Genomic DNA, 13,617 nt, shown 5'->3' on the forward strand with positions numbered 1-13,617 from the left:
TGGCGACCACGGATACAACTCCGGCTTTTTCAACCCGACCTCCTTCACGTCCGGCCTCGGCGAGATCGGGAGCCTCACGGGGGCAAGGGGTTAGTCGGGGGAACGCCGGACGCGCGCGGCGGCACCGCCGGCCGGCTCAGTCCTCGTCGGGTGTGGCGTCAAGATACCCTTCGGCGACGGCATGCTCGATGCTGTCGGCCAGCTTGGGGCACGATCGCTCGCGTGCGGAATCCCCGCCAGCGCAGCGGATTTCGGAGAAATACGCGCAGCGCTGCGACGCCTCGGTGCTCCACTGCACCGCGGTGTGGCCAGGCCCCGGCCGTTTGACGGTCACCGTCACATGGCAGAAGCGGCAGTCCACCGGGCGCAACCCCGAGCGCAGGTAGCGCTCCCGGTCGGCGCGGCTGGCCTCGGCAACCGCTGCCGCGCGCTGCGGATCGTCACGGAAATCCCGTGACTTCGACCACGAGTCGACTTCCCTACCCGGGCGGGTGGGCTCATGGTCGTGGCTGTCACCGCGCAGCCACAGCATGGACCGGGCGAGCCGATCGACATCGGGCACCGCGGGGTGGTTGTCCGGCACGTGCGGATCAGTGTTGCTGGGCGGGCACGTCGATCGAAACAGGTGCGGCGCCAAGCTCTTTGGCCTTGAGGTTCTGTTGCACCTCGGCGTTCCAATACTCGTTGGCGCGGGTGGTGTCCACCTCGATCTCGAAGCGTTCGACCATCTCCGGTTTGATGTCGGCGACGTCGACGTAGAACTGCTGATACCAGCGGCGCAGCTGATAGACGGCACCGTCCTCCTCGACCAGCAGCGGGTTGTCGATCCTGGTCTTGTGCTTCCAGATCTCGACATCCTGCAGGAAGCCCTTGCTGACACCCTCGGTGAAGGTCTTGGACAGCTTGTCGGTCATGGCCGCGTCCATGCCCTTGGGTTTTTCGACGACGACGCCCCACTGCAACACGAAGGAGTTCTGCGTCACCGGGTAGTGGCAGTTGATCAGGATCGACTCGGCTTTGTACCCGCCGTAGCTGTTGTGCAGCCAGTTGATCATGAACGACGGCCCGAAGTAGGACGCTTCCGAATCCAGGTGCGCCTCGCCGTAGGAGGTTCCCAGGTCGTTGACGTCCGGACGGCCGACGTTGTGCAGGTACTGCGTGGCGATGTGGCCCTCGAACACGTTCTTGAAGTACGTCGGCAACCCGAAATGGATGTAGAAGAAGTGGGCCATGTCGGTGACGTTGTCGATGATGTCGCGGCAGTTCGACCCCTCGATGAGGATGCTGTTCCACCGCCAGTCCGTCCACTCGTCGCTGGAGGCTTCGGGGATGTCGGGGATGCGGACGCCGGGGTCCGGAGGATTGCCCTCGTGGTCGTGCCAGACGAACAGCAGGCCGCCGCGCACGTCGGTGGTCCAGGCCCGGGTGCGCGCCGTCTTGGGTGTGCGCTTGGCATAGGGCACCAGCGCGCAGCGCCCGTCGCCGCGCCAGCGCCAGTCGTGAAAGGGGCAGGCGACCTCGTCGCCCTTGACGGTGCCCTGGCTCAGGTCGCCGCCCATGTGCCGGCAGTAGGCGTCGAGGACCTTGACCTCACCCTGCGAGTCGGCGAACACCACCAGCTTGGTGCCGAACGCCTGCACAGCGTGCGGTTTCCCGTCCAGGTAGTCCCCGGCGACGCCCAGACAGTGCCAACCGCGGGCGTACCTGGTCGGCAGGACGCCGGCGTCGATCTCCCGGATGCCGACCGCATTGGTGTCGGTAGTCACCTGTCACCTCCAACTCACCGGCCTCTAACTAGAACACGTTACAGTTTTACTCCGGGTGTGCGCAACGACGGCGTTTCTGACCATCGAACGTTCATCGGGGCTCAGCCGCATCCGGCCGGGCTCACGCCGATCTAAACCCTGCGGGTGCTCTTGGCCGCGCGGTCCACTTCCCAGTAGGCCCGCAAGGCCACCATCTTGCCCTCGTCGTTCGCCTTGTAGGTGAAGACGCCTTCCGCGGTCACCTGGTACTCGCCCATGGTGATCAGGATGTGCCCGACGTTGGCCTCCTCGTTGCCGCACTGGTAGGTGTCGCGGAAGACGAACTCGATCCGGGTGGTCGGTGCGATGGCCTGGTCCCAGAACGCCGAGATCGCGTCGCGCCCCCGATGCCCGTTGCCCTGCGGATCGAGAGCCGAGGGGCCGACGGGGTCCTCGACGACGGCGTCCTCGGCGAACACCGCCAGCCACGCGTCCTTGTCGCGTGCAATGACCGCGTCCCGGGACCGGCGACCGGCTTCGTGCGCGGGGTGCGCCACCGTCGCCGGGGTTGCGGTCATGCGTTCACCCGCTCCGGCTTGTCCGCGCCGACCACCCACATGGAGTAGTACTGCGAGCCGCCACCGTAGGCGTGCCCCAACGCCTTTCGGGCGCCGGGCACCTGGTGGTCGCCGCCCTTGCCCATCACCTGGATCGCCGCCTCGGCGAAGCGGATCAGCCCCGAGGCGCCGATCGGGTTCGACGACAGCACACCGCCCGAGGGGTTCACCGGCAGCCGGCCGCCGATCGCGGTCTCGCCCGCCTCGGTGAGCTTCCAGCCCTCGCCCTCGGCGGCAAAACCGAGGTTCTCCAGCCACATCGGCTCGAACCACGAGAACGGCACGTAGATCTCGGCGGCGTCGATTTCGTCGATGGGACTACTGATGCCCGCCGCCTTCCACAACGCGGCCGCCGCGTCGCGGCCGGCCTGCGGGCTCACCTGGTCGCGGCCGGAGAACTGCAACGGCTCGGTGCGCAGCGCGGTCGCGTGGATCCATGCCACCGGATGTCCCTGCGCCACGCGAGCATCGGCGACCTCTTCGTCGCCAATGACCACCGCGGCGGCGCCGTCCGAGGACGGGCAGGTCTCGTCGTAGCGGATCGGGTCCCACAGCATGGGGGATTCCATCACCTTCTCCAGCGTGATGCCGGGCTGGTGCAGATGGGCCAGCGGGTTGCGCGCCCCGTTGAGGCGATCCTTGACCGCAACCATGGCGCCGATGTTCAACGGTGCGCCGGAACGACGGATGTACGAACGCACGTGCGGGGCGAAGTAGCCGCCGGCCCCGGCCCCCACCGGCTTGATGAACGGAATCGGAATCGACAATGCCCACATCGCATTCGATTCCGACTGCTTCTCCCAGGCCAGCGCCAGCACGCGCTTGTACTTGCCGGACTGGACCAGGCCGGCAGCGACCACCCCGGTGGATCCGCCGACCGAGCCCGCCGTGTGTACGCGGATCATCGGCTTGCCGGTGGCACCCATGGCGTCGGCCATGAACAGCTCCGGCATCATGACGCCCTCGAAGAAGTCGGGGGCTTTGCCGACCACGACGGCGTCGATGTCGTCGAATGTGGCGCCGGCATCTGCCAGGGCCCGGTCGATCGCCTCGCGCACCAGGCCGTTCATCGAAACGTCGTGGCGCTTGGCAACGTATTTGGTCTGCCCGGTGCCCAGGACCGCCGCGAGCTTTCCGGCCATCAGTTCTTCCCTTCCATGACCGCGACCAGGTTCTGTTGCAGTACGGGCCCGCTGGTGGCATGCGCCAGCACCCGCCCGGCCGAGCCGTTCCAGATGTGTTGTGCCGCAAATCCGATACGCTCCAGGCCGGCGACGAACATCGGGTTGGCGGCCAGCGCGCCACCGGACGGATTGATTTTCGTGGTCCCCGGCAGGCGGATCGCTTCTGCCAGGATCAGGTGCTGGTGGGTGAACGGCGCGCAGATCTCTGCCACCTCGATATCGCGGACGTGGCCGCCGCTGGCCACCCTGGCCGCCGCCCTGGTCGACAGTGAATCGGTGAGGTCGCGCGCGCCCAGGATCGGGGATTCGATGCGGTGCTCGATCCCGGTGATCCAGGCCGGGTTTTCGCGCAACTCGCGCGCCCGGTCGTCAGCCGCCAGGATGATGGCCGCGGCCCCGTCGGTGATCGGTGCGATGTCGTGGCGCCGCAGCGGGTCGGCGAAGAACGGCCGCTCGAGCAGTTCGTCCAGGCCGGCTGCCGGCTCGACCGAGTCCACCCGGCGGGCGTTCGCGAAGGAATCCAGCGCCACCCGCGTCATCTGCGTCTCGTCCCATTTGCCGGCGTCGAGGCCCATGCGGGCCTGCAAGCCGGCCATCGACACCGAGTCGGGCCACAGCGGAGCGACGGTGTAGGGGTCGGTCTGGCGCGACAGGATACGGCGCAGCACCCCGGCCGAGGACTTCCCGAAGCCGTACACCAGCGCGGTGTCCACCTCGCCGGTCAGCAGCTTGATGTAGGCCGCGTAGAGCGCCCACGCCGCGTCCATCTCGACGTGCGACTCGTTGATCGGCGGCACGGCGCCGATCGAGTCGATCGCCGAGATGAACGAAAATGCCCGCCCGGCAAGGTAATCCGACGAACCCGAACACCAGAAGCCGATGTCGGCCTGGGTGATCCCGAGGTCCTCGTAGAGTTGGGCGAAACACGGCATCAGCATCTCGACACCGTTGGTGGTTCCGTCGGTGCGGCGGACATGCGGGGCGTGGGCGAAGCCGACCACCGCCACGTTGCGTTCACTCATGAAAAGTAGGCCCTTTACAGGTGGTGCTTGTAGGTGTCGTACTCGGCGTCGGGCTCCCCGGCCGGCCGGAAATACTCGATGTTGTCGATCCCGAAGCCCCACTCCTCGCGCGGCCTCCACACCGCTTCCACGCGCATGCCCATCCGCACCTCGTGCGCGTCGATGTCGGCGACCAGGTGCAGAAACGGGATGTCGGCTCCGTCGAGCAGCACGTAGGCCGCCACGTAGGGGGGTTTGATCCGCTGGCCCTGGAACGGGATGTTGATGATCGCGAACGTGGTGACCGTGCCCTTGTCGGGCAACTCGACGAACTCGGTGGTCGGCAGGCCGGTCGCCGGGTCGGCGCCGTGCGGCGGGAAGTAGACCTTGCCTGCCGCGCCGTCGGCGCTCCTGGTCCTGGCCCCGAGCAGTGTGCCCTGGGCGATGGCCCGTAGGTAGGCGCTCTCCTCGTGGGAAGCGGTGTGCTGGATCGTCAGCGAGATCGGCGTGACGATCATGGTGACCGGATCCTGTTCGCCGGGCGGCTGTTCCGTCACGGGTTCGGCTTCACCGCCGAGCGCGAAGTACGCGATGTCGGTGATGGCGCCCACCGTCTCGTCGGCCCAGTGTACGTGGACGCGCGTGCCGGTGCGGATTGCCTCGGGATTGCCCGCATCGACCGCGTGCATCAGGGACGTGTCGGCACCGTCGAGCTTGATCAGCGCCCAGGCGAACGGCCGATCCAGCGGCTGGCCCTCCAACGGTTCGGGCTGCCAGGTCCACGACATGACGGTGCCCACGGCCGACACCGGTACCATCTCGGCCAGCGGCTCATAGGTGACCGGGTCATATTCCGCCGGCGGTACGTGCACCCGACCATCGGATCCGCGCACCCCGAGGATGTGGCGCTGACGCAGAGCGGTGAAGAACTTGCTCAGCGTGGCACCCACCGAACGGGTGTAGTCGAACGACAACGTCAGCGGTGCGGAGAGCGGTGGTTCACGGTGATCTGTCAAGGTCGGGCTGCTCGAACTGGCTGTCACGCCATCGAGTAGAACAGGTTCTAAGAATCGTTTCAAGGAGGCATCGATGAAGCTCGGGTTGCAGCTTGGGTATTGGGGCGCTCAGCCGCCGGAAAACCACGCCGAGCTCGTGGCCGCGGCAGAGGGAGCCGGGTTCGACGCGGTGTTCACCGCCGAGGCATGGGGCTCCGATGCCTACACCCCCCTGGCCTGGTGGGGTTCGTCGACCCGGCGGGTGCGGCTGGGTACCTCGGTGGTGCAGCTGTCCGCGCGCACTCCCACCGCGTGCGCGATGGCCGCGCTGACACTCGACCATCTGTCCGGTGGCCGGCACATCCTGGGGCTCGGCGTCTCCGGCCCGCAGGTCGTCGAGGGCTGGTACGGCCAGAAGTTTCCCAAGCCACTGGCCCGGACCCGGGAGTACATCGACATCCTGCGGCAGGTGTGGGCTCGTGAGAAGCCGGTGACCAGTGCCGGGCCCCACTACCCGTTGCCGTTGACCGGAGAGGGGACGACCGGCCTGGGCAAGGCCCTCAAACCCATCACCCATCCGCGCCGCGCGGACATCCCCGTCATGCTGGGCGCCGAGGGGCCGAAGAACATCGCGCTGGCCGCCGAGGTCTGCGACGGCTGGCTGCCGATCTTCTACACCCCGCGGATGGCCGACACCTACAACGAATGGCTCGACGAGGGGTTCGCGCGGCCCGGCGCCCGTCGCAGCCGCGAGGACTTCGAGATCTGCGCGACCGCGACCATCGTCGTCACCGACGACCGCGGCGCCGCCTTCGCGGCGATGAAACCGTTTCTCGCCCTCTACATGGGCGGCATGGGCGCCGAGGACACCAACTTCCACGCCGATGTCTACCGCCGGATGGGGTACGCCGAGGTGGTGGATGACGTGACGAAGCTGTTCCGATCCGGCCAGAAGGACAAGGCCGCCGAGATCATTCCCGACGAGGTCGTCGACGACGCCGCGATCATCGGCGACCTGGACTACGTGCGTAAGCAGATCAAGGTCTGGGAGGCCGCGGGCGTCACCATGATGGTGGTGTCCGGACGCGACATCGAGCAGGTCCGCGAGCTGGGCACGCTCATCTGACGCCTGCGTGCCCGCCTTGCCAGGGGCTTAGAACACGTTCTAGATTTACCGGATGACAGCCTCGCAGCACACTATCGCGGGCACGGTACTGACGATGCCGGTGCGGATCCGCAAGGCGAACCAGCACATGGCGATGTTCTCCGTCGACGCCGACGCCGCCCAGCGCCTGATCGACTACAGCGGCCTGCGGGTCTGCCGCCACCTGCCCGGGCGCGCGATCGTGGTGCTGATGTTGATGCACTACCTCGACGGCGACCTCGGCCGGTACCACGAGTTCGGCACCAGCGTGATGGTGAACCCGCCGGGGTCGAGCGCGAGCGGGCCCCGCGCACTGCGGGAGGCGGGCGCCTTCATCCACCACCTGCCCGTCGACCAGGCTTTCACGCTGGAGGCGGGCACCACGATTTGGGGCTATCCGAAAGTCATGGCGGACTTCACGATTCGCGAGAGCCGTCAGTTCGGATTCGACTGCAGCGTGGACGGGCAACTGGTGATCGGCATGGACTTCGCCCGCGGACTGCCGATTCGGCTGACCCCGCGCCAGGCGGCGCAGCGCAGCTACTCGCATCGCGACGGGATCACTCGCGAGACCGCCTTCGAACACACGCTGGACGGGGTGCGCACCCGGTTCGGGGGAGTGCGTGTCCGGCTGGGCGATCATCCCTATGCGAAAGAACTGGCATCGATGGGCCTTCCGAAACGCGCGATGCTGTCCAGCTCGGCTGAGAACGTACGCATGACCTTCGGCGATGCACAGGACATCTCATGACCATCCCAGAATTGGGGACCGATCTGGGGACCAGGCCGGATGTCGATCTGACCGACGGCGCGTTCTACGCGGGCGACTCCCGGGCCGTCTACCGCTGGATGCGGGAGAACGAGCCGGTGTTCCGCGATCGCAACGGGCTGGCCGCCGCATCGACGTACCAGGCCGTCATCGACGCCGAGCGCAACCCCGAGCTGTTCTCGAACGCCGGCGGCATTCGGCCCGATCAAGACGGCGTCGAGATGATGATCGAGATGGACGATCCGCAGCACCTGTTGCGCCGCAAACTCGTCAACTCCGGCTTCACCCGCAAGCACGTGAAGGACCAGGAGTCCAAGATCGTCGAACTGTGCGACACCCTGATCGACGCGGTCTGCGAACGCGGCGAGTGCGACTTCGTCTGGGACCTCGCCGCACCGCTGCCGATGGCAGTCATCGGCGACATGCTCGGTGTGCGCCCGGAGGAACGCGAGATGTTCCTCAAGTGGTCCGATGACCTCGTCGGGGCGTTGAGCAGCACCGCGGCCGAAGCCGATATCCAGGTCACCATGGACGCCTTCGCCGCCTACAGCGAATACATGATGGGCATGATCGGGGCCCGCAAGTCCGAACCGACCGACGACCTGGTCAGCGTCCTGGTGCACGCGGAGGTCGAAGGCGCGCACCTGGAGGACCACCAGATCGTCACCGAGGTGCTGCTGCTGCTGATCGGCGGCGACGAGACGACGCGGCACACGCTGTCCGGTGGGACACGGCAGTTGCTGCTGCACCCTGACCAGCACCGGCGCCTGGCCGGCGACCTGGGATTGCTGCCCAACGCGATCGAGGAGATGCTGCGCTGGACCGCACCGGTGAAGAACATGGCCCGCACCGTCACCGCCGACACCGAGTTCCACGGCACCGCGCTGCGCCAGGGCGAGAAGATGATCCTGCTGTTCGAGTCGGCGAACTTCGACGAGAAGGTCTTCGAGAACCCGGAGAGCTTCGACGTCGAGCGCTACCCGAACAACCACCTGGCATTCGGCTTCGGAACGCACTTCTGCCTGGGCAACCAACTTGCCCGCCTCGAGCTGTCGATCATGCAGAGCCGCCTGCTGCAGCGTGTTCCCGACATGCGGCTGGCGTCGGATGCCGCGCTGCCGTTGCGCCCGGCCAACTTCGTGTCCGGCCTGGAGAAGATGCCGGTCGTCTTCACCCCGAGCGCGCCCTTGGGCTGACCCCCTCGCGCCTTGCGCCGAGCGTGAAACTGTTACGAAGAAACGGCTGAAAACTCGCAACAGTTTCACGCTCGGCGATCCCATGCGGCCGATACCCGTCTGACGACCCCGCCTGCAGTGTCTTCGACCGTAACCCGGACGTCGATCCAGCCCAATTCCGCGAGGGCTTCGGCGCGCCGGATGTCATGGTTGAATTGTCGCCGGTCGAGGCGGTGGTGGTCGCCCTCGTAGTCCGCGGCGATCTTCATGTCTTCCCAGCCCATGTCGAGCACCGCGATCAGCTGGCCGTACTGGTCGTGCACGGGAATTTGAGTGCGGGGACGCGGAAAGCCGGCCCGGATGAGCACGAGGCGCAGCCAGGTTTCGCGGGGTGACTCAGCACCGGCGTCGACGAGATCCAGTGCACGGAGTGCCCGCCGGATGCCTCGGCGTCCCGTGTAGCGCTCCGCAAGCAGCTCGACGGCTGCCGTCTTGAGACAGGTCGCTCGGGCGAGGGCATCGATCAACGCGATCGCCTGGTTCAGGGGATAGCGCGACGCCAGGTCAAGGGCGGTGCGCGCCGGTGCCGTCACTGGCATCTCCCGCAATACCGCGACCTCGTCGTCCTCGATGCGATCAGACCAGGTGCGGATTTGCGGCGGCGCGTGCCGATTCTCGTAGATGAGTTCGGCGGGTGCGTTCCCGTCGACCCATTTGGCGCCGTGCAGCGCCGAGGCCGAGCAGCCTGCGACGACGCCGCGCCGCCGCGACCACAACCACGCGGCCTCCGCACGCAGCGCGGCGGTGACCTCGGTATCCCGCGGCACGTAGATGCCGCGGTGGATAGCTGTGAACCTGCTCCGCAGCGCGTACGGCGTGACACGACCGGCCACGACGGCCTCGCTGCCTATGAACGCCTTCCCCATGCGCGGCAGTGTGCCGCTTGGGGCCGACACCTCGTCGAGCGTGAAGCTGCGGCCAAAAAACTGCGCGGAACTCGCAACAGCTTCACGCTCGGCGAGAAAGGAGTCAGCGGTTCTGGAAATGGGGCTTGCGCTTCTCGGCGAACGCCCGCGGGCCTTCCTTGGCGTCGTCGGACAGGAACACCTTGATCCCGATCTGGGTGTCGATCGCGAACGCCTCGTTCTCGTGCAGGCCCTCGGTCTCGCGGATCGCGCGCAGTATCGCCTGCACAGCCAACGGGCCGTTGTTCTCGATCATTTCCGCGATCTCGAGCGCCTTGGTCAGCGCCTGGCCGTCTTCGACGACGTGTCCGACCAATCCCATCTCCTTGGCCTCGTCGGCGGTGATGTGGCGTCCGGTCAGCAGCAGGTCGCACGCGACGGTGTAGGGGATCTGTCGCACCAACCGCACCGCCGAGCCGCCCATCGGATACAGGCTCCACTTGGCTTCGGAAATGCCGAACTTGGCGCTGCGGCCGGCGACCCGGATATCGGTGCCCTGCAGGATCTCGGTCCCGCCGGCGATCGCGGGCCCCTCGACGGCCGCGATCAGCGGCTTGGTCAACCGGCGCCCCTTCAGCAGCGCGTCGATGCGCGACGGGTCGTAGCTGCCGTCCTTGAACGATTCGCCCGGCGGCCTCTTGGTTGCTGCCTTGAGGTCCATGCCGGCGCAGAAGTAGCCGCCGGCACCGGTCAGGACGGCGCACCGGATGTCGGGATCATTGTCGACGCGGTCCCAGGCCTGCACCATGATCTGCATCATCTCGGCGCTCAGCGCGTTGCGCGCATGGGGCCGGTTCAGTGTGACGATCAGGGTGTGACCACGCTGTTCGACCAGCGCGTCCGGGCCGGTCTGTTCGTTTGCTGGAGCTTCCGTCACCGCTGCCGCCTTCCGGGTCTCAATCAGCGTGAGCTTGTCAAGAAATGTAACACGTTCTAATTTGGTGGCCGTGGCCCTGAACATTGCCGATCTTGCCGAGCACGCCATTGACGCTGTGCCCGACCGTGTCGCCCTCATCTGCGGCGACCAGAAGCTGACCTACGCCGAACTGGAGGAGAAGGCCAACCGCCTGGCGCACTTCCTGATCGATCATGGCGTCAAGAAGGACGACAAGGTTGGGCTCTACTGCCGCAACCGCATCGAGATCGTCATCGCGATGCTCGGCATCGTCAAGGCCGGCGCAATCCTGGTCAACGTCAATTATCGCTACGTCGAGGGCGAACTGCGCTATCTGTGCGACAACTCCGACATGGTCGCGGTGATCCACGAGCGTCAGTACTCCGACCGCGTGGCCAACGTGCTTCCCGATACGCCAGGCGTCACGACGGTCCTGGTGATCGAGGACGGGAGCGAGAAGGATTACCAGCGCTACGGCGGCGTCGAGTTCTACTCCGCGATCGCGCAGGGTTCACCGGAGCGCGACTTCGGTTCGCGTCAGCGAAGCGCCGACGACATCTATCTGCTCTATACCGGTGGCACGACGGGATTTCCGAAGGGCGTGATGTGGCGCCATGAGGACATCTACCGGGTGTTGTTGGGTGGAACGGACTTCGCGACAGGCGAATTCGTGAAGGACGAGTACGACCTGGCCAAGGGCGCCGTCGAAAGCCCCCCCATGATCCGTTACCCGATTCCGCCGATGATCCACGGCGCCACGCAGTCGGCCACCTGGATGTCGATCTTCTCGGGCCAAACCACCGTGCTCGCACCGGAATTCAACGCAGAAGCGGTGTGGCGCACCATCCACGAACACAAGGTGAACCTGCTGTTCTTCACCGGGGACGCGATGGCCCGGCCGCTGCTCGACGCGCTGGACACCGACCACGACTACGACCTGTCCTCGCTGTTCCTGCTGGCCAGCACCGCGGCGCTGTTCTCGCCGAGCATCAAGGAGCGCCTGCTGGAGTTGCTGCCCAACCGGGTCATCACCGACTCGATCGGTTCTTCGGAGACCGGGTTCGGCGGCACCAGCATCGTCGCCAAGGACGCGCCGCACGCCGGCGGGCCGCGCGTGACGATCGACCACCGCACCGTCGTTCTCGACGAGGAAGGCAACGAGGTCAAGCCCGGCTCGGGGGTGCGCGGGCTGATCGCCAAGAAGGGCAACATCCCGGTCGGCTACTACAAGGACGAGAAGAAGACCGCCGAGACGTTCAAGATCTTCAACGGGGTGCGCTACGCGATCCCCGGCGACTACGCACTGGTCGAGGAGGACGGCACCGTCACGATGCTGGGCCGCGGTTCGGTGTCGATCAACAGCGGCGGCGAGAAGATCTACCCCGAAGAGGTGGAGGCGGCCCTCAAAGGCCATCCCGACGTCTTCGACGCCCTGGTCGTGGGTGTCCCCGACGCCCGCTTCGGCCAGCACGTGGCCGCCGTCGTGGCGCCGCGGCCGGGGATCCGGCCCACGCTGGCCGAACTCGACCGCTTCGTGCGCTCCGAGATCGCCGGGTACAAGGTGCCGCGCAGCCTGTGGCTCGTCGACGAAGTGAAGCGGTCGCCGGCCGGCAAGCCCGACTACCGCTGGGCCAAGGAGCAGACCGAGACGCGGCCGGCCGACGACGTGCACACCGCTCACGCGAGCGCTTGAGCGACTTCGTCAAACGCAACCCGGATGCCCCCGCAGGCTTCTTCGCGTGGGAAGCCGCTGGGCTGCAATGGCTTTCCGATGTCGACGGCGGCGTGCCATGCGCGCGGGTCGTCGCCGTCGACGAGTCGAGCCTGACACTGCGGCGGCTGGAGTCGGTGGCACCGACCGCCGAGGCTGCGCGCGCTTTCGGCGGCCGGCTTGCCGTGACGCATGACGCGGGTGCCCCGGCGTTCGGCGCGGGACCCGACGGATGGGACGGGCCCGGATTCTTCGGTCCGTTGTCGCAGCCGTTGCCGATGTCGCTGCGGCGGCATCGCCGTTGGGGACAGTTCTACGCCGACGAGCGGTTGGCCCCGATGGCCGAGCATGCGGCGGCGCGGCTCGACGCGTCGACGCGGGCTGCGATCGACTCCGTGGCAGACCGCTGCCGTGCAGGCGATTTCGATGACGACGACCCCCCGGCGCGCCTGCACGGTGATCTGTGGACCGGCAACGTGATGTGGGCATCCGACGGAGTGGTGCTGATCGACCCGGCGGCGCACGCCGGTCACCGCGAGACCGACCTGGCCATGCTCGCTCTGTTCGGGTGCCCGCATCACGACGCGGTGCTCACCGGCTACCAGCGGGTGCAGCCGCTGCGGCCGGGCTGGCGTGAGCGGATCGGATTGCACCAGCTCTACCCGCTGCTGGCTCATGTCGTGCTGTTCGGCAGCGGGTACGCCCGGCAGACGGACGCCGCCGCCCACGCCGCGCTCACTGCCCGGGGTTACAGTCGATCGCGATGACGATCGACGTGTGGATGCAGCACCCGACTCTGCGCTTTTTGCGCAGCGAGATGTTGGCCTCGCTGCGCCGCTGGACCGGCGGGCCGATGCCGGACACCGAAGTTCCGATCGATGCGACCGTGGCGTCGCTGGACGACGCCGGAGTCGAGCTGGGCCTGCTCAGCGCGTGGCGCGGCCCGGGCAGCCAGGATCTGGTCTCCAACGACGAGGTCGCCGAATGGGTTGGCCTGCACCCGAAGCGTTGTGCCGGCGTGGCCACCGCCGACCTGGACCGTCCGATGGACGCGGTGCGGGAATTGCGCCGGCGCGTCGACGAAGGCTTCGTCGACCTGCGCGTGGTGCCCTGGCTGTGGGACGCGCCGCCGACCGACCGCCGCTACTACCCGCTGTTCGCCGCCCGCGTGGACCTGGGTGTCCCGTTCTGCACCCAGGTAGGGCACACCGGCCCGCTGCGGCCGTCGGAGACCGGCCGCCCGATCCCCTACATCGACCAGCTGGCGCTCGACTTTCCGGAGCTGGTGATCGTCTGCGGGCACGTCGGCTATCCCTGGACCGAGGAGATGGTGGCCGTCGCCCGCAAGCACGAGAACGTCTACATCGACACCTCGGCCTACACCATCGCACGGTTGCCCGACGAGCTCGTCAGGTT

The 13,617-nt window shown here is 67.2% G+C and carries 14 protein-coding genes; 6 read left to right on the forward strand and 8 right to left on the reverse strand.

The window, feature by feature from the left end; genetic code table 11:
* Positions 1 to 136: 136 nt before the first annotated feature.
* The 6 genes from ACOJVU_RS09995 to ACOJVU_RS10020 form a co-directional block, all read right to left on the reverse strand.
* Complete coding sequence (locus ACOJVU_RS09995) at positions 137 to 583, reverse strand: hypothetical protein (RefSeq protein ID WP_421529629.1); 447 nt, start codon at positions 581 to 583, stop codon at positions 137 to 139.
* Between the two features lie 7 nt (positions 584 to 590).
* Entirely contained in the window at positions 591 to 1,766 is a 1,176-nt protein-coding gene (locus ACOJVU_RS10000) for a Rieske 2Fe-2S domain-containing protein (RefSeq protein WP_421529630.1), read from the reverse strand.
* A gap of 131 nt (positions 1,767 to 1,897) precedes the next feature.
* The gene (locus ACOJVU_RS10005; RefSeq protein WP_421529631.1) at positions 1,898 to 2,323 is read right to left on the reverse strand and encodes a nuclear transport factor 2 family protein; all 426 of its coding nucleotides are present in this window, start codon (positions 2,321 to 2,323) and stop codon (positions 1,898 to 1,900) included.
* Positions 2,320 to 3,504, reverse strand: coding sequence for a thiolase domain-containing protein (locus ACOJVU_RS10010; protein ID WP_421529632.1), 1,185 nt, complete (start codon positions 3,502 to 3,504; stop codon positions 2,320 to 2,322). Before ACOJVU_RS10010 ends, ACOJVU_RS10005 begins: the two co-directional genes overlap by 4 nt.
* A complete protein-coding gene (locus tag ACOJVU_RS10015; RefSeq protein ID WP_421529633.1) occupies positions 3,504 to 4,568 on the reverse strand; it encodes a thiolase domain-containing protein in 1,065 nt (354 codons plus the stop codon). The genes ACOJVU_RS10010 and ACOJVU_RS10015 overlap by 1 nt, the downstream gene beginning before the upstream one ends.
* 14 nt (positions 4,569 to 4,582) lie before the next feature.
* Entirely contained in the window at positions 4,583 to 5,590 is a 1,008-nt protein-coding gene (locus ACOJVU_RS10020) for a Zn-ribbon domain-containing OB-fold protein (RefSeq protein ID WP_421529634.1), read from the reverse strand.
* A gap of 46 nt (positions 5,591 to 5,636) precedes the next feature.
* On the opposite strand from ACOJVU_RS10020, the gene ACOJVU_RS10025 reads away from it, so the two are divergent.
* Genes ACOJVU_RS10025 through ACOJVU_RS10035 form a run of 3 tightly spaced genes read left to right on the forward strand, consistent with a single transcriptional unit; the run spans position 5,637 to position 8,651 of the window.
* Positions 5,637 to 6,668, forward strand: coding sequence for an LLM class F420-dependent oxidoreductase (locus ACOJVU_RS10025; protein ID WP_421529635.1), 1,032 nt, complete (start codon positions 5,637 to 5,639; stop codon positions 6,666 to 6,668).
* A 52-nt stretch (positions 6,669 to 6,720) separates the two neighbouring features.
* Entirely contained in the window at positions 6,721 to 7,437 is a 717-nt protein-coding gene (locus ACOJVU_RS10030) for an acetoacetate decarboxylase family protein (protein ID WP_421529636.1), read from the forward strand.
* 23 nt (positions 7,438 to 7,460) lie between these two features.
* On the forward strand, positions 7,461 to 8,651 hold the full coding sequence (locus ACOJVU_RS10035) for a cytochrome P450 (protein ID WP_421529642.1): 1,191 nt from the start codon (positions 7,461 to 7,463) through the stop codon (positions 8,649 to 8,651).
* 65 nt (positions 8,652 to 8,716) lie between these two features.
* Here the strand turns inward: ACOJVU_RS10035 and ACOJVU_RS10040 are convergent, their stop codons facing one another.
* Positions 8,717 to 9,556 carry a hypothetical protein gene (locus ACOJVU_RS10040; protein WP_421529637.1) on the reverse strand — a complete coding sequence of 280 codons (840 nt, stop codon included), beginning with the start codon at positions 9,554 to 9,556 and terminating at the stop codon, positions 8,717 to 8,719.
* Between the two features lie 103 nt (positions 9,557 to 9,659).
* Entirely contained in the window at positions 9,660 to 10,472 is an 813-nt protein-coding gene (locus ACOJVU_RS10045) for a crotonase/enoyl-CoA hydratase family protein (protein ID WP_421529638.1), read from the reverse strand.
* Between the two features lie 64 nt (positions 10,473 to 10,536).
* On the opposite strand from ACOJVU_RS10045, the gene ACOJVU_RS10050 reads away from it, so the two are divergent.
* The 3 genes from ACOJVU_RS10050 to ACOJVU_RS10060 all read left to right on the forward strand — a co-directional run.
* Positions 10,537 to 12,183 carry an acyl-CoA synthetase gene (locus ACOJVU_RS10050; protein WP_421529639.1) on the forward strand — a complete coding sequence of 549 codons (1,647 nt, stop codon included), beginning with the start codon at positions 10,537 to 10,539 and terminating at the stop codon, positions 12,181 to 12,183.
* A complete protein-coding gene (locus ACOJVU_RS10055; protein WP_421529640.1) occupies positions 12,180 to 12,968 on the forward strand; it encodes a fructosamine kinase family protein in 789 nt (262 codons plus the stop codon). The genes ACOJVU_RS10050 and ACOJVU_RS10055 overlap by 4 nt, the downstream gene beginning before the upstream one ends.
* A partial coding sequence (locus tag ACOJVU_RS10060) for an amidohydrolase family protein (protein ID WP_421529641.1) occupies positions 12,965 to 13,617 on the forward strand: 653 nt, incomplete at its 3' end. The genes ACOJVU_RS10055 and ACOJVU_RS10060, both read left to right, overlap by 4 nt.

The organism is Mycobacterium sp. THU-M104 (assembly GCF_049197365.1).
GTDB lineage: Bacteria > Actinomycetota > Actinomycetes > Mycobacteriales > Mycobacteriaceae > Mycobacterium.

What these genes read in the sequence shown, in the direction of transcription:
- ACOJVU_RS10015 (WP_421529633.1), bottom strand. Translation starts at nt 4,568, where the DNA reads ATGAGTGAACGCAACGTGGCGGTGGTCGGCTTCGCCCACGCCCCGCAT.
- ACOJVU_RS10005 (WP_421529631.1), bottom strand. Translation starts at nt 2,323, where the DNA reads ATGACCGCAACCCCGGCGACGGTGGCGCACCCCGCGCACGAAGCCGGT.
- ACOJVU_RS10030 (WP_421529636.1), top strand. Translation starts at nt 6,721, where the DNA reads ATGACAGCCTCGCAGCACACTATCGCGGGCACGGTACTGACGATGCCG.
- ACOJVU_RS10025 (WP_421529635.1), top strand. Translation starts at nt 5,637, where the DNA reads ATGAAGCTCGGGTTGCAGCTTGGGTATTGGGGCGCTCAGCCGCCGGAA.
- ACOJVU_RS10010 (WP_421529632.1), bottom strand. Translation starts at nt 3,504, where the DNA reads ATGGCCGGAAAGCTCGCGGCGGTCCTGGGCACCGGGCAGACCAAATAC.
- ACOJVU_RS10040 (WP_421529637.1), bottom strand. Translation starts at nt 9,556, where the DNA reads ATGGGGAAGGCGTTCATAGGCAGCGAGGCCGTCGTGGCCGGTCGTGTC.